This window comes from Vibrio sp. TRT 21S02 (genome assembly GCF_050113675.1).
Lineage (GTDB): Bacteria > Pseudomonadota > Gammaproteobacteria > Enterobacterales > Vibrionaceae > Vibrio.
Window position 1 is genome coordinate 162,118 of the sequence record NZ_JBNJOI010000008.1, and the last position, 22,876, is coordinate 184,993.

The 22,876-nt window shown below is 43.1% G+C and carries 25 protein-coding genes and 1 pseudogene; 10 read left to right on the forward strand and 16 right to left on the reverse strand.

Annotated features, from left to right (window positions below):
- Window positions 1-2 precede the first annotated feature (2 nt).
- Together ACQEXU_RS12775 and ACQEXU_RS12780 are read right to left on the reverse strand one after the other, a co-directional pair.
- Window positions 3-1,085, reverse strand: coding sequence for a glycosyltransferase family 9 protein (locus ACQEXU_RS12775; protein ID WP_427011089.1), 1,083 nt, complete (start codon window positions 1,083-1,085; stop codon window positions 3-5).
- Window positions 1,082-2,179 carry a glycosyltransferase family 9 protein gene (locus tag ACQEXU_RS12780; protein WP_427011090.1) on the reverse strand — a complete coding sequence of 366 codons (1,098 nt, stop codon included), beginning with the start codon at window positions 2,177-2,179 and terminating at the stop codon, window positions 1,082-1,084. Before ACQEXU_RS12780 ends, ACQEXU_RS12775 begins: the two co-directional genes overlap by 4 nt.
- Before the next feature lie 70 nt (window positions 2,180-2,249).
- Between ACQEXU_RS12780 and ACQEXU_RS12785 the strand changes: the two genes are divergently transcribed.
- The gene (locus ACQEXU_RS12785; RefSeq protein ID WP_427011091.1) at window positions 2,250-2,954 is read left to right on the forward strand and encodes a 3-deoxy-D-manno-octulosonic acid kinase; all 705 of its coding nucleotides are present in this window, start codon (window positions 2,250-2,252) and stop codon (window positions 2,952-2,954) included.
- Between the two features lie 10 nt (window positions 2,955-2,964).
- Here the strand turns inward: ACQEXU_RS12785 and ACQEXU_RS12790 are convergent, their stop codons facing one another.
- The 11 genes from ACQEXU_RS12790 to rpmB form a co-directional block, all read right to left on the reverse strand.
- Window positions 2,965-3,855, reverse strand: coding sequence for a hypothetical protein (locus ACQEXU_RS12790; RefSeq protein ID WP_427011092.1), 891 nt, complete (start codon window positions 3,853-3,855; stop codon window positions 2,965-2,967).
- 7 nt (window positions 3,856-3,862) lie between these two features.
- Window positions 3,863-4,603 carry a glycosyltransferase family 25 protein gene (locus ACQEXU_RS12795; protein WP_427011093.1) on the reverse strand — a complete coding sequence of 247 codons (741 nt, stop codon included), beginning with the start codon at window positions 4,601-4,603 and terminating at the stop codon, window positions 3,863-3,865.
- Window positions 4,600-5,898 carry a lipid IV(A) 3-deoxy-D-manno-octulosonic acid transferase gene (gene waaA / locus ACQEXU_RS12800; protein ID WP_427011094.1) on the reverse strand — a complete coding sequence of 433 codons (1,299 nt, stop codon included), beginning with the start codon at window positions 5,896-5,898 and terminating at the stop codon, window positions 4,600-4,602. The genes ACQEXU_RS12795 and waaA overlap by 4 nt, the downstream gene beginning before the upstream one ends.
- A 9-nt stretch (window positions 5,899-5,907) precedes the next feature.
- Window positions 5,908-6,951 (reverse strand): lipopolysaccharide heptosyltransferase II, encoded by a 1,044-nt coding sequence (waaF, locus tag ACQEXU_RS12805; protein WP_427011095.1) that lies wholly within the window; start codon window positions 6,949-6,951, stop codon window positions 5,908-5,910.
- A complete protein-coding gene (locus ACQEXU_RS12810) occupies window positions 6,951-7,880 on the reverse strand; it encodes a glycosyl transferase family 90 (protein WP_427011096.1) in 930 nt (309 codons plus the stop codon). Before ACQEXU_RS12810 ends, waaF begins: the two co-directional genes overlap by 1 nt.
- The gene (locus ACQEXU_RS12815) at window positions 7,877-9,091 is read right to left on the reverse strand and encodes an O-antigen ligase family protein (protein ID WP_427011097.1); all 1,215 of its coding nucleotides are present in this window, start codon (window positions 9,089-9,091) and stop codon (window positions 7,877-7,879) included. Before ACQEXU_RS12815 ends, ACQEXU_RS12810 begins: the two co-directional genes overlap by 4 nt.
- Complete coding sequence (locus tag ACQEXU_RS12820) at window positions 9,072-9,830, reverse strand: glycosyltransferase family 25 protein (protein ID WP_427011098.1); 759 nt, start codon at window positions 9,828-9,830, stop codon at window positions 9,072-9,074. Before ACQEXU_RS12820 ends, ACQEXU_RS12815 begins: the two co-directional genes overlap by 20 nt.
- Window positions 9,831-9,961: 131 nt before the next feature.
- Window positions 9,962-10,771 carry a bifunctional DNA-formamidopyrimidine glycosylase/DNA-(apurinic or apyrimidinic site) lyase gene (mutM, locus tag ACQEXU_RS12825; protein ID WP_427011099.1) on the reverse strand — a complete coding sequence of 270 codons (810 nt, stop codon included), beginning with the start codon at window positions 10,769-10,771 and terminating at the stop codon, window positions 9,962-9,964.
- 82 nt (window positions 10,772-10,853) lie between these two features.
- Entirely contained in the window at window positions 10,854-11,327 is a 474-nt protein-coding gene (locus ACQEXU_RS12830; RefSeq protein WP_367987864.1) for a hypothetical protein, read from the reverse strand.
- 188 nt (window positions 11,328-11,515) lie between these two features.
- Complete coding sequence (gene rpmG / locus ACQEXU_RS12835) at window positions 11,516-11,686, reverse strand: 50S ribosomal protein L33 (protein ID WP_004410866.1); 171 nt, start codon at window positions 11,684-11,686, stop codon at window positions 11,516-11,518.
- A gap of 13 nt (window positions 11,687-11,699) precedes the next feature.
- The gene (rpmB, locus tag ACQEXU_RS12840; protein ID WP_006881432.1) at window positions 11,700-11,936 is read right to left on the reverse strand and encodes a 50S ribosomal protein L28; all 237 of its coding nucleotides are present in this window, start codon (window positions 11,934-11,936) and stop codon (window positions 11,700-11,702) included.
- A 2-nt stretch (window positions 11,937-11,938) separates the two neighbouring features.
- Here rpmB and ACQEXU_RS12845 point away from each other — a divergent pair.
- Window positions 11,939-12,073: pseudogene (locus ACQEXU_RS12845) on the forward strand (hypothetical protein).
- A gap of 139 nt (window positions 12,074-12,212) precedes the next feature.
- On the opposite strand, the gene radC reads toward ACQEXU_RS12845, so the two are convergent.
- Entirely contained in the window at window positions 12,213-12,887 is a 675-nt protein-coding gene (gene radC / locus ACQEXU_RS12850; RefSeq protein WP_427011100.1) for a RadC family protein, read from the reverse strand.
- Window positions 12,888-13,135: 248 nt separating this feature from the next.
- Here radC and coaBC point away from each other — a divergent pair, with 248 nt between their 5' ends.
- The 3 genes from coaBC to ACQEXU_RS12865 all read left to right on the forward strand — a co-directional run bounded on the left by coaBC (window position 13,136) and on the right by ACQEXU_RS12865 (window position 15,988).
- Complete coding sequence (gene coaBC, locus ACQEXU_RS12855) at window positions 13,136-14,344, forward strand: bifunctional phosphopantothenoylcysteine decarboxylase/phosphopantothenate--cysteine ligase CoaBC (protein ID WP_427011101.1); 1,209 nt, start codon at window positions 13,136-13,138, stop codon at window positions 14,342-14,344.
- Window positions 14,345-14,441: 97 nt separating this feature from the next.
- Window positions 14,442-15,032 carry a nucleoid occlusion factor SlmA gene (gene slmA, locus ACQEXU_RS12860; protein ID WP_427011102.1) on the forward strand — a complete coding sequence of 197 codons (591 nt, stop codon included), beginning with the start codon at window positions 14,442-14,444 and terminating at the stop codon, window positions 15,030-15,032.
- A gap of 5 nt (window positions 15,033-15,037) precedes the next feature.
- The gene (locus tag ACQEXU_RS12865) at window positions 15,038-15,988 is read left to right on the forward strand and encodes a Kdo(2)-lipid IV(A) acyltransferase (protein ID WP_427011103.1); all 951 of its coding nucleotides are present in this window, start codon (window positions 15,038-15,040) and stop codon (window positions 15,986-15,988) included.
- Window positions 15,989-16,035: 47 nt separating this feature from the next.
- On the opposite strand, the gene pyrE is transcribed toward ACQEXU_RS12865, so the two are convergent.
- Window positions 16,036-16,677, reverse strand: a complete 642-nt coding sequence (gene pyrE / locus ACQEXU_RS12870) for an orotate phosphoribosyltransferase (protein WP_427011104.1) — start codon at window positions 16,675-16,677, stop codon at window positions 16,036-16,038.
- Window positions 16,678-16,908: 231 nt separating this feature from the next.
- On the reverse strand, window positions 16,909-17,625 hold the full coding sequence (gene rph, locus ACQEXU_RS12875; protein WP_004410877.1) for a ribonuclease PH: 717 nt from the start codon (window positions 17,623-17,625) through the stop codon (window positions 16,909-16,911).
- Between the two features lie 180 nt (window positions 17,626-17,805).
- On the opposite strand from rph, the gene ACQEXU_RS12880 reads away from it, so the two are divergent.
- The 5 genes from ACQEXU_RS12880 to trmH all read left to right on the forward strand — a co-directional run bounded on the left by ACQEXU_RS12880 (window position 17,806) and on the right by trmH (window position 22,788).
- Complete coding sequence (locus ACQEXU_RS12880; protein ID WP_427011105.1) at window positions 17,806-18,672, forward strand: YicC/YloC family endoribonuclease; 867 nt, start codon at window positions 17,806-17,808, stop codon at window positions 18,670-18,672.
- 213 nt (window positions 18,673-18,885) lie between these two features.
- A complete protein-coding gene (gene gmk / locus ACQEXU_RS12885; RefSeq protein ID WP_367987809.1) occupies window positions 18,886-19,509 on the forward strand; it encodes a guanylate kinase in 624 nt (207 codons plus the stop codon).
- A 105-nt stretch (window positions 19,510-19,614) separates the two neighbouring features.
- Window positions 19,615-19,890, forward strand: a complete 276-nt coding sequence (rpoZ, locus tag ACQEXU_RS12890; RefSeq protein ID WP_367987808.1) for a DNA-directed RNA polymerase subunit omega — start codon at window positions 19,615-19,617, stop codon at window positions 19,888-19,890.
- A 30-nt stretch (window positions 19,891-19,920) separates the two neighbouring features.
- Window positions 19,921-22,041, forward strand: a complete 2,121-nt coding sequence (gene spoT, locus ACQEXU_RS12895; protein ID WP_427011106.1) for a bifunctional GTP diphosphokinase/guanosine-3',5'-bis pyrophosphate 3'-pyrophosphohydrolase — start codon at window positions 19,921-19,923, stop codon at window positions 22,039-22,041.
- Window positions 22,042-22,104: 63 nt separating this feature from the next.
- Window positions 22,105-22,788, forward strand: a complete 684-nt coding sequence (gene trmH, locus ACQEXU_RS12900; RefSeq protein ID WP_427011107.1) for a tRNA (guanosine(18)-2'-O)-methyltransferase TrmH — start codon at window positions 22,105-22,107, stop codon at window positions 22,786-22,788.
- Window positions 22,789-22,876 lie beyond the last annotated feature (88 nt).

Genomic DNA, 22,876 nt, shown 5'->3' on the forward strand with positions numbered 1-22,876 from the left:
AATTATTCAGCTTGTAGCGACTCGTCTTCTAAAGATTCACGACTCATTTTTGATGGTAAAAGGTGGTCTAATTGAGCAATCACATCTTCAACTTGAATTCTAGCCATCAAATCTTGCCCTTTAACTCGACTTCCCCACGCAAGTTCAGAAACAGGCTTACCGTACTGCTCTTGCGCTATTTGATCATAAACCGAAACCACCAGTTGCTGACTATTATATGGTCCTGTTCGACGCGGGTTACTGTGGGCATACAAACCAATCACAGGTGTCCCTTGCGTTGTTGCCATATGAGCCGGTCCAGAGTCAGGAGCCAGCACCACTTCAGCATGTTTTAATACCGCAACCAACTGCTTCAATGAAGTTTTACCCACTAAATTGGTACATGGCACTGACATCGTTTGTTCGATCTGCGCTGCAAGTTTGTGTTCACGCTCAGTTGGCGCACCACACAACATAACACTTAAACCTTGTTGATGCGCATGATCCGCGACTTGGGCATATCGCTCAACCAACCAATTGCGCTCATCCTTGCTTGCTGCCGGGCTGATCACCATATATGGCTGGGAAAGGCTTTTCGCTAAAGCCATTTCTTCATCAGACAGCGGAATAGACCAACTTGGCTTTGTGACTGGACAACCAAGATAACGAGCAAATTCAGCAAAGTTATCCAGAACATGCCCAACCTCAGTTGCAGGTAATTTTTTATTGGTGAATAACCACTGACCTTCTTTTGCTCGTGACCAACTAAAGCCCAGCTTTACTTTGGCTTTGATTCCCCAAGAGAGCAGGCTTGCACGTAGCGCCACTTGCATATGCAGCAAGTAATCAAACTTGATCCCTTTAAGCTGTTGCCAAACCACTTTCATCCCTTTAAAGCCTTGCTTCTTGTCGAAAACAACGACTTCAATGCCTGGGAGATCGCCTAACAATTGCGCTTCAATCTTGCCCATCACCCAAGTAATACGGCATTGAGGATATGTTTTTTGGATCAACTGCACGGCAGACAGTGCATGACAAACATCGCCAATGGCTGACAGTCGCAAGACACAAATAGACGAAGGCGGCGTTATGTTTGTTGTACTCATTCCACCACCTTTAAAGGAATCGTTTCTGTGATGGCTTCAATCACACGTACCGGCTTAATATCTTTAAGACAAGGAGAATACAAATCATCACTGATCTGACATTTGTTCTTATAACAAGGGACGCAATCTCGATTTGATTGTAATAAGGTAATGTTGCCTTGCTTCTGCTTAAGCGTTCCATTCGAGTACAGGTTGTTTACCCTGTCGACTGACATCTCATAAGGCCACGGCGACCACATACTGGCTGGCGCAACACTGATCAGAGATACAATGGGGATTGGGTAGCCTGACGCCATATGACCTGGCCCACTATCGGACCCAACAAAACCATCACTTTGTTTCAATAGAGTGGAGGTCTGTGCAAGAGAAAGCTGACCCATAACACTAAATAGGTGCTCTGATGGTGGGAGCTTATCTAACAGCTCAGACACGATCGCTTGATCGCGCTCCAAAGCTGCACCTGATAGCACTACATTATAGCCTTGCTCCAGCATCGCCGTGATCACGTCAATCCAGTAATCAACGGGCCACTGTTTAATTTCATTCGAAGATGGCGCATGCACAACGACGTAGTTTTTCGGCAAGGACTCTTTAACTATTTCAGGTAATTCTTCTTCGGGTGAGATGAGCTTAGGTACAACTTCCACGTTGATCTGATCAAGCATACGCGCCATACGGCTCATTTTGTGCTCAAAACGATTTTGCTCAAGAATATATTTGTTGAAGACGAGTTTCTTTAACCAAGCCCCCTTCAAGCTGTCGTCTACAGCCCCTAAACGCTTCTTACCAAAAACAAAGCTATAGATCGCCGTACGGTCATTGAGCATCTCGTTAATCACTAAATCATACCGTCCACGCTGTTTGAGAATGCGACGATAATCTTTTAATTTCGGCCGAGGTGGGATCTCAACCAAGCTATCAACATCGGGGTTGGTACCAAACACCATTTCACCACGTGCATTCACCAATACGTCAATTTGCGCACTAGGATAAGCTTTTCTTAAGCTACGAGTAAAAGTGGTGATAAGCAGGCTATCACCGATACAGTGTGTGGCGATAACCAGAATTTTTTGATAGCTTTGCGGACAACTCATTAATCAATTGTTGGTTTGATATACTTTGCGCTTAGTATGCCATAAACCAACCCGACCAAGACAGTAATTCATGTTTACCCAAAAGCAAACCCAACAAACAACGTATTGGTATGATCCTTCTCTACTGAGTGAAGACGTTGAGCAAGCTTTCTCGATTGACTATTGGCAGAGCATTAATGCCATTACAGGTTCAGCGCAAGGTCGTGGAACGACTTGGTTTGTTAAGGGGAAACAAGGTGAATTTGCTCTTCGGCACTATCGCCGTGGCGGTCTATTTGGCAAACTGGTTGAGGACAGTTATTGGTTTACAGGGTTAAACAATACCCGAGCTTACCAAGAGCTAACTTTATTAAAAACACTGGTTGAATATGGCGTTAACGTGCCCGCTCCCGTTGCAGCCAGAATCATCAAACACGGCCCCACATACAAAGCAGATATTTTGGTGCAAAAGCTTGCCAATGCACGCGATTTAGTCGCAATCCTCTCTCAAGGTTCACTATCCAAAGATCAATTTTTCCTCATTGGCCAAGAAATACGCAAGATGCATAACATTAACGTCAATCACACTGATTTGAATATCCACAATATTCTGATCGATGACCACAACAAAGTCTGGATCATCGATTTTGACAAGTGCATGCAACAAGCAAATGGACAATGGAAAGAAGGAAACTTAGAGAGATTAAAACGTTCTTTTGACAAGGAAGTGAAACTAGAAAATATTCAGCTCTCAAGCGATGCGTGGCAAGCTCTATTAAGTGGCTACCACGCATAGCATTTTGTTGTTACTCTGGTTTTAAACCAAACAGCTGGCGTAGTTTCTTTTTCTTCTTGTAGATATGACCACGAATAACTTCTGACAACGGGCGAGTAAAGCTTACTTTTTTGGCGAGCTGTACTTGTTCTTCAAACGGCTTGTTGCCATTTTCAATAAAGAAGCGCTCAAGCACTTTTCTTCCCCAATCTTTTCTGCCACTGGTGGAATAATGATTCAACCAATCCTTCGCAGGTCGCAATGCTACATCTCGAGACAATGCTTCTGACAGTGCAAACTGCTCTAGTGTATGGGCTTTACACCCTTCATTTCTCAAAGCTTGAATAAGCTGATCGGCATAATCAAATGCTTGCTTTTGCGATCCGGTAATACCAATCACAGCGGACGCCCACATTGTGGACTGCTCTGTCACGCAGTAGCTTGAACCATCCTCTAAGGCAATATCCTTGCCTCGGATCACAGCATATTCATTGGATTCTGGTAAATCATTAATCTTCACCTCTGGGAAAAACATCAACGATTCAGTTGAACTAATAGCATCAAAATAAATATTAGTCGCTTGATTAAAGTAAGTATCAGTATCTAAAAACACTAGCTTATCTTCACTAGCTAACGGTAGCTGATCACACAAGTACTTCAAACCACGATTCTTTATTCTAAAGTGATAGGTATTATTTAAACTCCACTCCGCTTTTTGAGCTGAACTAATTGGCAGAATCCGAATAGGCAACCCAGAAAAATGCTCAGTTTCTTCTGCTAGTACAACCACTTCAGGTCGGCTACCTACACCACCTTGCCAATTCGCTAGGAAAGATAAAATGCAGAATCGTGCCCCTTGGTAATATGTTTTGTCATTACCGTAAACAACAAAAGCAAGGTATTGCTTGGGAGATACATTCATAAGCTAATCAATACTTGGTTACGTGCTCAAACAAGGCTTTTTGTTTTTGACTTAAGTGACTACGAACGTGCGTACGATAACCTTCTTTAAACCAGCTCCGCATTGTTGCATACCAGCCAGAAGAACGGCCACTTAACTCACTTTCAAACATGCCAATTTTGCTGCCTTGCTTTACCACTGGTGGATGGGTCCAGTATAAATTGAACTGTAATTGATCAATCAGATCACCAATTAAGCCATCGATTGGAGTATTGATTTGCTCCGCTTCAACGTAAGCAACAAATTTGGCGGCAAATTCGAGATCAAATATATAGCCACCACATAGCTTATTCACCTTGCAAGGATATAAGTGTTGGTTTGGTTTGCGGATACTAAATGGTACGGAGTTAGAAGCTTCTTCAATATTCACAAAGTAGTTTTTTTTGTCTGCTAGTTCAGACTGAATATTGGCAAACTCAGCTTGAAACCTGTCAGTTAAAACCACATCATCCTCAAAAACCAATACAGGTTCAATTTGGTGCTCTACTGCATGTTTCATCACCAGAAAATGTTTATAGAAACACGATTTTTCAGCAAGAGACAATCTAGGCCCAAAAAATTCATTACGGATGTTGTCATCTAAATCATCGATGTCACCACGAAGCATATATTCATAATCACTGATACCATGTTTAGGTAAGTGACTATCAATGTGCTTACGACGTTCTTCATATCCTTTGCTGACATGAATAATGAATGTTTTGATCATTGGCTACTCTCAATAACAGAATCAATGGCGGCTAGTGTGCGCTTGAGCGCTCCTTGATTACGAAGCACTATATCACACCCAGCTTCACCACTCAGTTTTAAAGAATTCGGCGATGAAAAACGCTCTAATACCTTTTCAGAGAGCTGAACACTATCCTCTACAACTTCAAGTGCTCCAGCATTAATTAACTGCTCACCCAAATCGGCAAAATTGTAATAACTCGGACCAGTAATGCAGGCTTTAGATAATACCGCTGGTTCAATAAAATTATGCCCACCCACTTTTTGGCCAATCAGGCTTCCGCCCATAAACACCAAATCACTTGCAGCAAGTAATACCATCATTTCACCCATGGTATCACCTAAGTAGACATCAATAGTTTCCGCTAAATCGTCATACTGAATCAACGTTCTTCTCGCAACGGAAAGGTTTTGATTTTCAATCAATTCTGCAACAGAGTCGAAACGCTCAGGATGACGAGGAACCAAAACAAGCAGGAGTTCCGGAATGGATTGTTTCGCCATTTTGTAAGCTTGTAGTATCTGTTCATCTTCACCAAGATGTGTACTTGCCGCTATCCAGACTTTGCGCTTAAGCCCAAGAAAATTGCGTAATGTTTTACCAGACTCAAAAACACGGTTATTTACTGAAATATCGTATTTTAGCGAGCCAGTGGTCGTCACCGATGTCTCTGATGCGCCTAACTTTAGGAAACGTTGCTTATCATCATCATGTACTGTCAAAAGCGTCGTTAATTGCTGCAATGCTGGGACGATTAGCAATCGCAGTTTTTGGTAATTATTAGCCGATTTCTCGGATAAGCGGCCATTGACTAAAACTATCGGAACCTCAGATTTAGTCACTGTATGAATCGTGTTGGGCCAAATTTCTGTTTCTATTATTAACAATACTTCTGGTTGAACGACATTTAAAAAACGACGAACACACCAAGAAAAGTCGATGGGCATATAGCGATGAATCACTCCATCACCTAATTTACTTGCTTGTTCTGCCCCGGTACTTGTTGTGGTAGTGATTAGAATGATTTTTGTTGGATAACGCTCTCTGAGCTGCAACACAAGCGGCTTACTTGCCAACACTTCACCAACCGAAACCGCATGTACCCAGATTACCCCTTCTTTGATATCACCCAATTCGGGTGTAAAACCAAAGTGTTCTTTCCAGCGGAAGCCAAAACGAGGTTTATTAGGTTTAGAACGGTATAAGCCCCATAACAGGATGGGGCTTATCAGCATGAGTAGAAAGGTATAGCAATAACGCACAATAGTGCTCATCACTTACTCCTATAAAATGACATCAAACTGAGAAATTGCATCAACAACTCGTTGAGGTTCTAATTCAACAAGACATTTCATGTGTTGCTTGGGACACGTGCGCTCAAAACATGGCCGACAATCGATATCAGTATTCAATATTGCGAGTTTGTCAGTAAGTGGTGGCGTATACTTAGGTGAACTCGAACCATACACCGCAACCACATTACAACCAACCGCAGCAGCAACGTGCATTAAACCAGAATCATTGCTGACAACGGTTTTACAAGCACCAATTAAATCCACCGCTTGGATTAAGCTCGTATCACCCGCTAGGTTAAAACAAAATTGTTGGCTATTTTGCTCTACTTGTTGAATGATTTTATCAGTGACTTCACGATCTTTCACCGAGCCAAACAACCAGACTTGATAGCCTTTTGCGATCATTGAACTGGCAACACTGGCAAAATGATTATCTGGCCAACGCTTCGCAGGCCCAAATTCCGCACCAGGACAAAGTCCAAGTATTGGCCTATCGGTATTTAAGCCAAATTGGTGTATCGCTTTGGCTTGAGGTTCGGCTAACACCGTAAGTTGAGGGTAAGGCAATGAGGACAATTCCCCCAAGCAGCCTGATCCTGTCATTGCTGATTTCGGATGTGCTAGTGCAACATATCGCTCCAACATAAACTGAAATGATTTTTTGTTGGTACGGATGTCATTGAGAAGGCCATAACGCACCTCTCCCTTCCACCCAACCCGCTTGGCTACCTTAGCAAAAAACGGGATCAACGCAGACTTTGCAGAATTAGGCAAAGTGTAAGCAATATCGTATTGCTCTTCTCGAAGAGTTTTACCTAAGCGATAACGCGTTTTTAGATCAAACTGACCATGACCTAATGACATTTCTAGTGCTTTTCGAACCTGAGGCATACGCTCTAGAATAGGCTTACACCACGCCGGAGCTAAAACATCAATGTCAGCTTCAGGGTGTAATTTTTTTAGCTCGATATACAGGCCCTGTGACATCACCATGTCACCTACCCATGAAGGGCCAATTATCAGTATCTTCATCACTTCGTCTTGTTATATTGACCCGAAAGCTCAAAATAGCGTTCAAGTGTTTTAATGCAAATGAGCTGTTCCAACTCTTCGTTCAAGAATGGTTTAATATAGTCATGAGCGTTTCGGACTATTTGTTCAGCTTCGTCAGGATGTGCCAAATAGTAATTCACTTTCTCTTCAAAGTCCGAAAAATCATCTTTGACTTCAATGTAGTGCTTACCAGCTTCTAAGGTTCCTTCCATAAACCACGTCTCAAATTTCATTTTGGGTGTAATTACAACCGAGTTTGAGGACATCGCCCACTTTAGGTTTGACGCTACATCATTCCCTTCTAAACAAACCAAAAATTTGTATTTGAGTTGCTGTTCCACTGACATAAACGGCTTTTGCCATTCAGGATGTATCTCGCTGGTATTGGACTGGCCAGCATCGACCAATGGATGACCGAATAATTGCTCCATAAAGCGAATGCGATGAGGCTGTGTTACAGCGCCGCGAAACACCGCCATATTCTTCTTTTCTGCAAACGTCAATTTATCTTCAACAAAGCGAAAGTGACGACGTTTATCCAGTTTAAAAAGAACCGAGTTCTGGTTCTCACCCTCAATAGGACGTGCCTTAAACAAAGTCGGAACAGGCTCTATATGGGTCTCATCGCCAAAATAATAGGCAAATTGAAATTGCTTAGGAAAGTAATGCAAAAATTCTTTTAGATCGAAATAGTAAGAAGTGTACCCTTTACGCTTATAATTACCGATTTGAACCGATGCTTCTGGCAGGCTAAAAGGTTGGCTAAGATTACAGTAATAATCCGTACGTTGAGCAATGTAGTCCTGTATCTCACGGTACTTAGTTTCTAATTGTGTTTTTTTGTGATGATAAAAAAGACTTGGAGCCACATTTAATAGTGCATGTTTGATGTAGTAAAATAGCTTCATACATTCTCCAATCTCTGCTCTTTTTCATTTTTCAGCATCATACTCATGGCACCAATGATAAACATATAGTAGATAGCGGCTTGTGCATTAATAAAAGGCGCATCAGTCAGATTACAAAGTATCATAAATAAAGCAGGAGCCCAAAGAAGAGCACTTCCTTCCTTTAGAGAATATTGCCGAGAAAGGTATATGGGATAAAACAAGAAAGTCAGAAAAATCAAACCACCAGGAATACCGTAGAGAACAAACTTATCTAGATAGCCGTTGTGGAAAGTCATAGATATAAGACGGTAAACTTTAGGTGTTATAATTTTTTTCTTTTCAAGTCGTGCAAATTCTCTCTTTATATTTTTTCCATATCCAAAAATAGGTTTTTGCTTCCAAAGTTCAAATGCAATATTTTGCATTTGAAATCTAACACCTATGGATGTATCAAAGTTACCATTTTTGATAGTATTAAGCTCATTATAGGTATAATTTAGTCTTTGGTTAACCAAAGGAATTTGTATTAAGCTTAAACTTAAGATAGAAAAGGCTAAAATGGAAAAAAAAGCAGATCTCTTATTTTTCAATAAGAAAAAAGTAAATATACTAATAAATAATACTATAACTACAGATATCAATGGTCCTCTTGATTGACTAAATAAAACACCATTTAATGAGAAAATAATTGAAGGCATTAATATCAATATTTTTTTAATTCTACATTTACTTATCAAAAGAAGATTAATAGATATAATTAATATTAGACCTGATATAGTCGCAAAAGGGATAGCATTAATAGGCCACTCACTACGAGTACTAGAATTTAAATATTGAAAATAATAACCATAAATAGAGCAACAAACAGAACAAACTAAAAGAAACCACTGTACACTTCCTCTTCTATAATAGTAAGAGGGAATAACTAATAGAACTAGTAGAATAGTTATAGTGGCTCGTAACTCACGAGAATCGAATCCATAATATAAATAAGCAAAAATTCCAAAACAAGAACTAACTAATAATATCTTTATCCAAAAGTTACTATTAAAGTTATCTTTAATAGTATCAAACTTAAATAAAAATAAAGAAGTTAACGCAACAAGTAATACAATAGGAACTAAGCGCATATCTCCATCCCCATCCCATAGCATTCCTGTTGCCATCCAAAGAATAGGAATAGAAAAAAGAAGAGAAACTAATTTATTTTTATTTGTGGTGTTTAACATTTTCAAACACCCTTAAAACGCGCTTATTCACATGACTCCAAACATACTGTTTATGGTAACACTTAAACCAGTACTTAACTTTATCGACAAATCTATCACCTTCTACATTAATCGTACTTGCAAAAGTACCATTTTTACTCCCCTGTTGGACTAAGGAAGGGTGAGCCCAATAGATATTAAATCCTATTTTATCTCTCATTTCACTCTGGTAGACATCTATTGGAAGATGAATAGGATTTAAATTAAGGTGATCATATATTTTTTTTGCTGCAACATAATCAATGATATAACCACCAGTCATTTTAGTATAATTGGCTAAATAGATATGCTGATTGGGCTTTCTATATTTATATGGTACACTTAAATATGCATTTTCAATATTGACTAGATAATTAGATTTATCTGCCAATTCATTGATAATATTAACCATTTTTAAGTTAAAATCTTTGACCAGATAAGCATCATCTTCAAGTATTAAAGCATGGGGAATTTTTTGCTCAACTATGGCTTTATAAACTAAATAATGTTTATAAAAGCAAGACTGCTCAGCAGGACTTTGATCACTACCTTTAAATAAGGTACCTAATACATCTTCAGTTAGATCTTTTATATCACCATCAAGCATATACTCAAAATTAGTAAGGCCAGATTCTGGTAAATGTTTATCGATATGTTTGCGTCTGTCGTCATATCCTTCACTTACGTGAATCACAAAAACATGCTCAATGGGTTGCACCATTTAAGGCGTCTCCTACTACAATATGGCTTGAATAAAAAGAACTAATTATAGCCGTTGTCGGCTTATGTTTCACGAAATCTTACTTCGCAGTTTGTTTAAGCATCTATTATGTTACTAATGGCACAAAATTATCACTTTTGGCAATTTGAACAAAAAAACGTGTTGCGTTGCCCTATTTTCATGGCTTCAAGCCTCTCGGCACAATGAGGGCATGGATCTCCTTCTTTACCATACACATTTAACTCTTGCGCAAAATACCCAGGTTTACCGTCTGCTTGAGCAAAATCTTTTAGTGTCGTGCCACCTTGGTTAATGGCGGTGTGTAACACTTGCTTGATCTCTGTAACCAAAGTTTGCCACTCTCTGGAAGACAAACTCCCAGCAGATCTATTAGGATGAATTTTGGCAGAAAATAAAGACTCACACGCATAGATATTGCCAACACCAACAACAAACTTATTATCCATAATAAACTGCTTAACCGTCGAACGCTTACCTGATGCCTTCTCTAGCATATAGCTAGCATGAAATTCCGTTGTTAATGGTTCTGGGCCAAGGTTGCTTAATACTTGATGTTGTTCATTCGGTGCGCACCATAACCAAGCACCAAATCGGCGGGGATCATTGTATCTCAGTACTTTTCCATTACTTAGCTTCAAATCAACATGATCATGTTTACCTGCACAGATTTCAGCATCAAGCACTCGCAACGACCCCGACATTCCTAAATGAACAATCGCACTACCTATATCGGTCTCAATCAGTAAATATTTAGCTCGGCGAGTAATATTTCGGATAACCTGACCTTCTAATTGTTTTAATTCCTGTGGAATATCCCAACGGAGTTTAGGGGTGCGAAAAGTCAAAGACTGGATCGTTTGACCCACTAAATGAGGGGTGATCCCCATTTTACTAACTTCAACTTCTGGTAACTCAGGCATAAAAAACTCGGTAACTCATCGTGCGACGCTCTAGGGTAAAGACTGAACAACTTAATGTCTACCGTCCTTTCATAACTTTGTCTTAAGGTTGCAAGTATCCTTTCTCAACAGAGATGGCAATCCATTTATCCTGCCAATTTTTCAACAGCCAAAATTGAGGAGTTTGATAAAAGGTGATCCTTTGAGGTTCTTCTTGATCGGCATACCATACTTCAATACTTTGAGGGTTAATCAATTGTGACTTCAAACTGTCAACCGTATCTTGCTCAACTTCTGTTCCAACTAATGCCAGCCAACGCTCGACCAACTCCTCTGGAGCAATTTCACTTGGAACACTCACTCGCCAGCGACCTTGGTTTTTTTCCAATGACCATTTGGCAAGGTGAAGTGCCTGAAGCTCTGCCTTTGGGTTTAGTAAGTATGGGTATGGGCTTGGCTGTTGATCGATCACATACGTTTTTAGAATACTAGGTAAGTTTAATAGAGCGATAAACGCGATAATGGCCAGAATAAGTATGTTATTCCAACGTCGACGACGTGCCGGACTAACTCGCATACAACGGATCCTTTTCTTTGCTAGTACGCTGAAGTATATACGAATATCTTAAATATACGTCGGACACCTTTAGGGAATTGAACTCTCATCATATTAGCGAGTAAGCAAATATGAAGTTAAATAAATTGCAGACAATAAAAAACCCAGCTAAAAGCTGGGTTTTCAACACTTCAAAAAAGCAGTCTCAATTACTTGATTTTCGCTTCTTTGTACATAACGTGCTGGCGAACTACTGGATCAAACTTTTTGATCTCAAATTTGCCTGGCATGTTACGCTTGTTCTTATCAGTTGTGTAGAAGTGGCCTGTACCTGCAGAAGATACTAGACGGATTTTCTCACGAACGCCTTTCTTTGCCATTGCCTATTTCCTCTTAAACGTTTTCGCCGTTTGCGCGAATGTCAGCAAGAACAGCATCGATGCCCTTCTTGTCGATGATACGCATACCTTTAGCAGATAGACGTAGTTTAACAAAACGTTTTTCGCTCTCTACCCAGAAACGATGAGTTTGTAGGTTCGGCAGAAAACGACGCTTAGTAGCATTGCGTGCGTGTGAACGGTTGTTACCCGTTACTGGACGCTTACCAGTTACTTGGCATACTCGTGACATGAATGTCTTCTCCAAAATCGTTTCAGCTCGATATCAACCTTGGTGGCCGAACCTCTCTATTTCTAAACAAGAAGTTAGAGGTGTTGTACCGTTATGGAAACCCATACAAGGCTATCAAAGGTCGCGCATTATACTAACTTGACTAGCATTGCTCAAGACCCGAACAGATCCTTTTTACAGGTTTTCGTGATCTTTTTTAGGCAGAGCTGATTTATGTGCTAAAAAATGTCGGGGGATTGTAGCAGAAATCAGCGAACTCACAACTAAAAATGTGATTTAAATCCAACCACGCTCTGCGAAAGAAACTATCTCGCCGTCTCCAACCACAAAATGGTCTAATAGTCGTATATCCACCAACGCCAGTGCATCTGATATTCTACGGGTGATCCTACGGTCAGCCTGACTAGGTTCTGCAATGCCTGAAGGATGGTTGTGAGCTAAGATTAATGCAGCCGCATTAAGGTGTAACGCTCGTTTCACGACCTCTCTCGGATACACAGACGCCGCATCAATCGTCCCTTCAAACATAACTTCATCTTTAATTACCCGATGCTGATTGTCGAGGAACAAAACATAGAAGGCCTCCCGTTGCCTGTCTCGTAACAGACCTGAAAGATACAACTTTGTTTGTTGTGGACTGGTTAATGCTTCCCCGCGAGACAATGCTTCGGCCAAATAGCGTTGTGTCATCTCCAATACGGCCTGAAGCTGAACAAACTTTGCCTCCCCCAATCCTTTATGACGACAGAACTCTTCTTTGCTTGCGGAGAAAAGTCCTCTTAATGTGGCAAAGTCCTTTATCAAAAAGTCTGCCAGCTCTAGAACATTCATTCCCGGCGTGCCAGTACGAAGGAAAATTGCCAATAATTCGGCGTCAGTTAAAGCTTCTGGCCCATGGCTCAGTAACTTCTCTCTTGGCATAGATTCTGCCGGGATAGACTTAATTGCCATACGGTTCAATCCGTTAAATCATCGAAAACCAAAGAATAAGGCAGAAGAGAACAGCAGATAAAAACACCCATTCAAATTTGGGAAAGCCTAGCACTTTACTGCAACTGAGCTGTTTATTAACGCCGACAGCAACTGGCAGCAAAACTCGTATTGCCGATTTATCAGGCTATTGATAGGAAGCAACCAAAGGCTAGAGTCTATTTGTCATGCTGTGATATCTTAACCGCAGAAAATTTGAGGGAAAAATCATGCAAACTCTGGCTGGAAAAAAGATCCTTTTGGGGATAAGCGGTGGCATTGCTGCTTATAAATGTGCCGACTTAACACGTCGCTTAATTGAGCGCGGAGCAAAAGTCCAAGTCGTGATGACCAAAGCGGCAAAAGAATTCATTACCCCGTTAACCATGCAAGCCGTATCGGGTCGCCCAGTATCTGACAGCTTGTTGGATCCAGCCGCTGAAGCCTCCATGGGCCATATTGAATTAGCAAAATGGGCTGATCTCGTGCTGTTAGCACCTGCGACAGCTGATCTCATTGCCAGAATGACCACCGGTATGGGGAACGATCTCCTAAGCACCCTTGTGTTGGCAACCGACGCTCCAATTGCTGTCTCCCCTGCCATGAACCAGCAAATGTATTTAAACCAAGCGACACAGGAAAACATCGCCACACTCAAACGACGTGGTATGCAGATTTGGGGCCCGGCAGCCGGAGAACAAGCTTGTGGTGATATCGGCCCTGGTAGAATGCTTGAACCGATGCAATTAGTGGCATTGTGTGAGCAATTTTTTGGTCCTAAACCGCTAGCCAACAAATCTATTCTTATTTCAGCAGGTCCGACACGTGAAGCAATTGATCCTGTGCGCTATATCAGCAATCACAGCTCAGGAAAAATGGGCTATGCCCTTGCTGAGGCGGCTGTATCGTTAGGTGCGAACGTTACCCTTGTCAGTGGTCCTGTGTCATTGACGACACCAAACGGCGTCAACAGAATTAATGTCGATAGTGCTGATAACATGCACCAACAAGTGATGGATAACGCGACAAATAGCGATATTTTCATCAGTTGTGCCGCGGTAGCCGATTATCGCCCCCAAACAATTTCAGACCAAAAACTTAAGAAAACCGACGATAACGATCACATGACCATTACTATGGTGAAAAACCCAGATATCGTCGCCTCTGTTGCCGCCATGACCGAAAACAGACCCTTTACTGTTGGCTTTGCCGCAGAAACTCAAAATGTTGAAACCTATGCCCGTGGCAAACTGAAAAATAAAAAACTGGATATGATTTGTGCTAACGATGTCTCGATTACTGGGCAAGGCTTTAATAGCAACAACAATGCGATAACGGTATACTGGCACGATGGTGAGCAGTCACTTACTTTGGCTTCCAAGCGTGATATCGCAGAACAAATACTTACACTTATCGCCCAAAAAGTGGACAGCCAATAGTTTCAATTTGAATGCATTTATTAAGTCTATTCATTAGCTTTAGCCGGAATCATTACGATTTGGGCTAGGCTAAGCAGTGGTAACAAAAGGAAGGGCCATGGCTGGTACACGTAAAACCAATCGCCGAGAAGAAATCTTACAAGCGCTGGCTGAAATGCTGGAATCCAATGATGGTGCATCACGGATCACCACCGCCAAGTTAGCTAAACAAGTTGGCGTATCAGAGGCCGCGCTTTACCGACATTTTCCAAGTAAAGCACGCATGTTTGAAGGTTTAATCGAGTTTATTGAAGAATCATTGATGTCTCGTATTAACCGTATTTTAGACGAAGAAAAAGACACGCTAACACGCATCCGTCTAGTTTTGCAGCTAATCCTCGCCTTCTCAGAACGTAACCCTGGCCTGACTCGTATCTTATCAGGTCATGCTTTGATGTTTGAAAATGAGCGTCTACGTGAGCGCATCAACCAGCTTTTCGAGCGGATCGAAACATCACTGCGTCAGATCCTTCGTGAACGTAAACTACGTGAAGGTAAGTCATTTCCTGTCGACGAAACCATCCTTGCCGCACAGCTACTTGGGCAGGTGGAAGGCAGCTTAAACCGCTTCGTTCGTTCAGATTTCAAGTATCAACCGACCGCAAACTTTGATGAATACTGGGCGCTGCTCAGTGCACAAATTAACTGATTGCCATGACTAAAGATAAATACAGCCAACCTGAATTTTCACTCTCATTACTTCACCCAAAAAACTGGGGAGTATGGATAGGGTTTGGCCTGCTTGCATTACTCGTTAATATTCTGCCATACGCCCTATTATATAAAATAGGGCGCGGCTTAGGGGTTCTAGGTCAGAAGTACGGTAAAAAACGCGTTCATGCCGCAACCCGAAATCTTGAACTGGCTTTTCCAGAGAAAGAGAAGTCAGAGATCGACGCGATTGTTGAGGAAAACTTCAAGAATACGGGAATGGCACTGATTGAAACCGGCATTACTTGGTTTTGGCCGACGTGGCGCTTTAAACGTATTATCGAAGAAAAAAATATCGACGTATTGCGTCAACATGATGATGCGAATAAAGGTGTTCTATTGTGTTGCGTTCACGCATTAAACCTTGAGATCACAGCCCGTGCTTTCGGTATGCTCGGTGTCGCGGGATACGGTGCTTTTCGCCCACACAACAACCCGGCTTACAACTACATTCAATATTGGGGTCGCACACACAACGGCAATAAGTTGATCGATCGGAAAGACGTCAAACAAATGATCCGTGTGCTGCGTCAAGGCGAAAGGTTGTTCTACCTGCCTGACCATGATTACGGTCGTAATAAATCCGTCTTTGTTCCTTTCTTTGCCGTTGAAGATGCTTGTACCACAACGGGTACCAGCATCCTTGCCTACACCAGCAAATGTGCCATTGTCCCCGGCTCAGGCTTTAGAAATGCAGACGGAAAATACGAGATCATCGCAGACATTTCCGTTGAACAAGATTATCCAAAAAAGGATGAAGTGGCCGCCGCTGCTTACATGAATAAATACGTTGAGCAGCTCATTCTAAGAGCTCCAGAACAATGGATGTGGCTGCATAAACGCTTTAAAACTATGGCAGATCCTGAACAACCTAAAGGGATCCGTTACCAATAAAAAAGCCCCAGCATCATGCTGGGGTTTTCACTTTCCAATCTACTTTATTAGATGCCGTATTGCGCTCGGTACGCTTTCACGGCTTCTAGATGCTCAGGGGCTGTGCCTTTCTCTTCTAGGAACGTCACTAGATCAGTCAGACTAACAATCGAGATGATTGCACAACCAAAGTCGCGCTCAACTTCTTGGATAGCTGAAAGCTCACCTTTACCTTTCTCTTGGCGGTCGATTGCAACCAGTACACCTGCTAGGTCAGCGCCGTTTGCTTGAATGATTTCCATCGACTCACGGATCGCGGTACCGGCAGTGATCACATCATCCACCAGCATAATACGACCTTCCAGAGCGCTACCAACTAGGTTGCCACCTTCACCGTGATCTTTTGCTTCTTTACGGTTAAAACAGTAAGGCGTATCGATGTCGTGATGATCAGCCAGCGCTACAGCTGTTGTCGTCGCAATTGGGATGCCTTTGTATGCAGGGCCAAATAGTACGTCGAACTCAATGCCAGAATCCGCTAGCGCTGCTGCGTAAAAACGACCTAGACGCGCTAAGTCACGACCAGTATTGAAAAGACCAGCGTTAAAGAAGTACGGGCTCTTACGGCCAGATTTTAAAGTAAACTCGCCAAATTTTAGGACTTCTTTCTCTAGTGCAAACTCAATAAATTCACGCTGGTATGCTTTCATTACTTTCTCCGTCTATAAGTTTCTAGTTCCTAGCTTCTAGTCCCTAGAAAGATAACTAAAACTATAAGAGTGTTTTCAAAATAGATAGCTTTACAGCTAGGCAACAAGACTTTTCAGTCTCCTGAGCATAGTGAGCTATGTAATGGAGTGAAAAATTGAAGCTAACAACGTTGTTAAGTTATCTATGAAGAAAACAAAAAAATAGCTTCCAATGGGAAGCTATTTAAAAAATCAATTTTCTAACGCCGCCTTCTGCGCCGCTACGATCTCGGTAATACCTTTGGTCGCCGACTCCAGCAACTTCATCAGCTCGGCATGGGTGAACGGTTCTCCCTCTGCCGTACCTTGAACTTCAATCATACGACCATCTTCGGTCATCACCACGTTCATGTCAGTGTCTGCTGCTGAATCTTCTGTGTACTCAAGATCACACAAGATATCTTCACCTAGAATGCCCACTGAAACGGCTGCTACGTGGCCTTTCATTGGGTTAGCTTTTAACTTGCCCTTTTCAACTAGATGTTGGAATGCATCTGCCATCGCAACGCTCGCACCAGAGATAGATGCTGTACGCGTACCGCCATCGGCTTGGATTACATCACAGTCTACTGTCACCATGATTTCGCCCATTGCTTCTAGATCAACCACTGCGCGCAGGCTACGAGCAATCAGACGTTGGATTTCCATCGTACGACCACCTTGCTTGCCACTGGCCGCTTCACGACGCATACGTGAATGGGTCGAACGCGGTAGCATGCCGTACTCTGCTGTTACCCAGCCTTTACCTTGGCCTTTTAACCAACGAGGCACGTTTTCTTCAACGGTCGCATTACAAAGCACTTTCGTATTGCCAAATTCAACCAACACCGAACCTTCTGCATAGGCTGTGTAGTTACGAGTAATTTTGATTGGGCGAACTTGGTCCGCCTTGCGATCGTTTGGACGCATGGGCATCTACCTTAGTTGTCTATCTGTGATAGGGGGAGACGATTTTGATTGGAGCAGGATTTTAACAGAAACCAAGATGACGGGAAAGCGCCCTTCTTCCCATGCTAGCATTTTAAATTTGTTGCTTTCTGCTACTATTGCCCTGCGTTATTTTCAAAGATGAATAAACAGGAAAATTCGATGATCTATAGTATGACCGCCTACGCTCGTAAAGAAGCAAAGGGTGATTGGGGTACCGCCGTATGGGAAATCCGTTCGGTGAATCAACGTTATTTGGAAACTTACTTCCGCCTACCGGAGCAATTTCGTGGGCTAGAACCTGTACTACGTGAGCGTTTTCGTAAGCGCCTTGCACGCGGCAAAGTAGAATGTGCGCTTCGCTTTGAAGCCAACCCTGCCGCCAAAGGCGAACTAACGATTAACGAAGGCTTAGCTAAACAGGTCGTTAATGCAGCTAACCAAGTCATGTCGCTTACTGGAGAAGAGAGCCGCCTTAACCCGTTCCAAATTATGCAGTGGCCGGGAGTGATGGAAACACCAGAGCAAGACATGGATACGGTCAACAAAGATCTGTTAGCAGCATTTGATGCCGCACTGGGTGGGTTTATTGAAGCACGTGGCCGCGAAGGCGACAACATGAAAGCGCTCATCGAGCAACGTCTTGAAGCCATTACCGCTGAAGTGGTGAAAGTGCGTGCACGCATGCCAGAAATCCTAGAATGGCAACGTGAACGCTTATTCTCAAAGTTTGAAGAAGCGAAAGTGGAACTCGACCCATCTCGTATCGAGCAAGAGCTGATCCTACTGGCGCAAAAATCTGACGTTGCAGAAGAGCTTGACCGTTTGGACTCTCACGTGAAAGAAACCACCAACATTATGAAGAAAGGTGGTGCGGTTGGTCGTCGTCTTGATTTCATGATGCAAGAATTCAACCGTGAATCGAACACACTCGCATCGAAGTCCATCAGCACCGACATCACCGCATCAGGTGTTGAGCTTAAGGTTCTGATTGAGCAAATGCGTGAACAAATTCAGAATATTGAATAATTCACACACGACAGAGCCTCTTAAGATTGAGGCTCTATCATTGTTGGACAAGAATCACTGTCCTCTTGTTTCGATCCTCAGGATCATGCTACTCTTCGCCTCCATTTTTCTGACCTGTTTTTCACCAATGACACGTTCATTCAAGGTCAGTGCTATCTTTAAATAAGCCGATAATATCGACTTTCTTATCCAACCAAACGTGGAAGTGTACAGATGGGCAAAGGCACTCTATATATCGTTTCTGCACCAAGTGGTGCGGGCAAATCGAGCTTAATTTCAGCGATGTTGGAAACAAACCCAACCTACGCAATGAAAGTCTCTGTTTCACACACAACGCGTGGCATGCGCCCTGGCGAACAAGATGGTATACACTACCACTTTGTACAAAAAGAGAAGTTTGAAGAGCTGATCGAGCAAGGCGCATTTCTAGAATACGCAGAAGTGTTTGGTAATTACTACGGCACCTCCCGCATCTGGATCGAAGAAAACCTCGACAAAGGCATCGATGTTTTCCTCGATATTGACTGGCAAGGCGCTCGTCAGATCCGCAAACAGATGCCACAAGCACAAAGCATTTTCATTCTACCGCCTTCTAATGGTGAGTTAGAACGTCGTCTGAATGCTCGCGGTCAAGACAGTGATGCGGTGATAGCAAAACGTATGTCAGAAGCGAAATCTGAAATTTCTCACTATGGTGAGTACGATTACGTCATTATTAATGATGATTTCGATACGGCATTAATGGATTTTAAAGCAATCATTCGCGCAGAAAGATTGAAGCAAGATAAACAAGCTGCTAAATATAAAGGCATGCTTGACGCATTGCTGGCTGAATAAGCACACAGTACCTAATTGGAAGTCACCTAAGCGCTAGAATATAAAGGCGTTAGGCTGTATACTTTCTCGTCATTCAAAATTTTAGTTAACTAATTTGGAGTCCTCATGGCACGCGTAACTGTTCAAGACGCTGTTGAAAAAGTTGGCAACCGTTTCGACCTAGTTCTAATTGCGGCACGCCGCGCTCGTCAAATGCAAACTGGCGGTAAAGATTCACTGGTGCCAGAAGAGAACGATAAAGCAACGGTTATCGCTCTACGTGAGATCGAAGAAGGTCTGATCACTAAAGAAATCCTAGACGCTCGTGAGCGCCAGGAGCAACAAGAGCAAGAAGCGGCTGAGCTTGCTGCAGTAAGCAGCATCGCACGCGGCCATCGTTAATTCGATTCAACACACTCCCGGGCCTATAATTTGTATCTATTCGATAGTCTCAAAGACGTTGCCCAAGAATACCTTACAGAGCCTCAAATTGAGGCTCTGCGTCAATCTTATGTGGTAGCGGAAAACGCGCACGAGGGTCAAACCCGTTCTAGCGGTGAACCCTATATTATCCATCCCGTAGCCGTCGCTCGAATTCTGGCCGAAATGCGCCTTGATATCGAAACGCTACAAGCCGCCCTACTTCATGATGTCATTGAAGATACCGAAGTCACCAAAGAAGAGCTGGAAGACCAATTTGGTTCTACCGTTGCTGAATTGGTCGATGGTGTTTCCAAACTAGACAAACTGAAGTTCCGCGATCGTAAAGAAGCCCAAGCAGAAAACTTCCGCAAGATGGTCCTTGCCATGGTGCAAGACATTCGCGTTATCCTGATCAAACTGGCTGACCGTACGCACAATATGCGCACATTGGGTGCACTACGCCCCGACAAAAAACGTCGTATCGCCAGAGAAACGCTGGAAATCTACTCACCACTTGCACACCGCTTAGGTATTCACAACATCAAAACTGAGCTCGAAGAACTTGGTTTTGAAGCCCTATATCCCAATCGCTATCGCGTGTTGAAAGAGGTTGTTAGAGCCGCACGTGGTAACCGAAAAGAGATGATCCAGCGTATTCACGATGAAATCGAGGGCCGATTAGAAGAAGTTGGCCTGAAAGCACGTGTATTTGGTCGTGAGAAAAACCTGTATTCCATCTACAACAAGATGAAAACCAAAGAGCAGCGTTTCCATACCATTATGGACATCTATGCGTTTCGTGTTGTGGTTGAAGATGCAGACACCTGCTATCGCGTGCTTGGTCAAGTTCATAGCTTGTACAAACCACGTCCGGGTCGTATGAAAGACTACATTGCGGTACCGAAAGCAAATGGTTATCAATCGATTCACACCTCTATGGTTGGCCCTCACGGCGTACCTGTCGAAGTACAAATTCGTACCGAAGACATGGATCAAATGGCGGATAAAGGGGTGGCTGCTCACTGGTCTTACAAAGGCAATGGTGAGCGCACTGGCACAACCGCTCAAGTGAAAGCTCAGCGCTGGATGCAGAGCCTGTTGGAATTGCAGCAAAGTGCTGGTAACTCTTTTGAGTTTATCGAAAACGTAAAATCTGATCTGTTCCCAGATGAGATTTACGTCTTCACACCAAAAGGCCGCATCGTCGAACTACCCGTTGGCGCGACTGCCGTAGATTTTGCCTATGCCGTACACACTGACGTAGGTAGTACCTGTGTTGGCGCTCGTGTTGATCGCAATCCGTACCCATTGAGTAAAGCACTGAAAAACGGTCAGACGATCGAAATTATCAGTGCACCGGGCGCGAGACCAAATGCAGCATGGCTGAACTATGTCGTGACTTCACGTGCCCGTACTAAGATCCGTCAGGTTCTGAAAACGATGCGTCGCGAAGAATCGACAACGCTTGGCCGCCGCTTGCTCAACCATGCACTCGGTGATCTCTCGCTGTCAGATATTAGCGAAGAGAATATTCAGCATGTACTGGCTGAGTTGAAAGTGGACAGTGTCGACGATCTACTCGCAGATATCGGCTTGGGCGAATTGATGAGCATCGTGATTGCTCGTCGTTTACTGGGCGATGTTGAAGAGCTGACCGAAGTGGTTTCTAGCAACAGTAAGCCAAAGAAAAAGCTGCCAATCCGTGGTGCAGAAGGCATATTGCTGACTTTTGCCAACTGCTGTCATCCGATTCCAGATGATCACATCATCGCGCATGTCTCTCCTGGTCGAGGATTAGTAGTTCACCGTGAAACCTGTCCAAATGTCCGTGGCTATCAAAAAGAGCCGGACAAGTACATGGCGGTAGAATGGTCAGACGAATACGATCAAGAGTTCATCACTGAGCTTAAGATTGATGTCCAAAATCGTCAGGGGGCACTGGCTGAGCTCACCAATGTGATCTCAAAAACAGGCTCTAACATTCATGGTTTATCGACCGAAGAACGCGACGGACGTTTGTATACGGTAACCGTGTTGTTGACGACCAAAGACCGCGTCCATCTCGCTCGTATCATCCGTAAGATCAAAGCGATGCCTCAGACTCTGAGGGTACGACGCCGTAAGAACTAACCATTCAATGTTCATTCATGCCCTTGATAACCATCAAGGGCATTTTGTTTTATTCGATTTGTTATGAATTTAGAACGCTATAACCGTATTCAACAGGTGTTGAAAACACGCCAAACTGATTTAACACTGTGCCTTGAAGAAGTGCACAAGCCAAACAATGTTTCAGCCGTGATCCGCACAGCAGATGCGACTGGTTTGCACAAAGTTCATGCCGTCTGGCCGAACGAAATGCGTACTCTGAGCCACACGTCTGCAGGTGCACGCAATTGGGTTGAAGTTGAAACCCATGACACCATTGAAACCGCAATCCACACTCTAAAAGAGCAAGGGATGCAGGTATTGGTGACTAATTTATCCGATACCGCAGTCGACTTTCGTCAAATCGACTATACCAAGCCGACAGCCGTGATCCTTGGCAGTGAAAAAATTGGCGCATCTGAACAAGCGAAGAAACTCGCCGACCAAGACATCATCATCCCAATGATCGGTATGGTTCAATCCCTCAATGTTTCAGTGGCTAGTGCAGTGATCTTATATGAGGCACAGCGCCAACGCGAAGCTGCTGGTATGTATGATTGCGAAAAAAGTGCACTACCTGAAGCGGTGATCCATCGAACTCTTTTTGAACGTGGTCATCCGGTACTGGCTAAGGTTGCCAAACGCAAAGGTCTACCTTATCCACCATTGGATGAAAACGGGCAAATCGTCGCCGACGAAGCGTGGTGGCAAGAGATGCAAAAAGCCTAATCACACCTTTGTGCCCAGTGCGATAAACTGGGCACCTCAACACGATTTCCCTACATTTAGCCCACGACTTTTTACTGTACAAAAACAC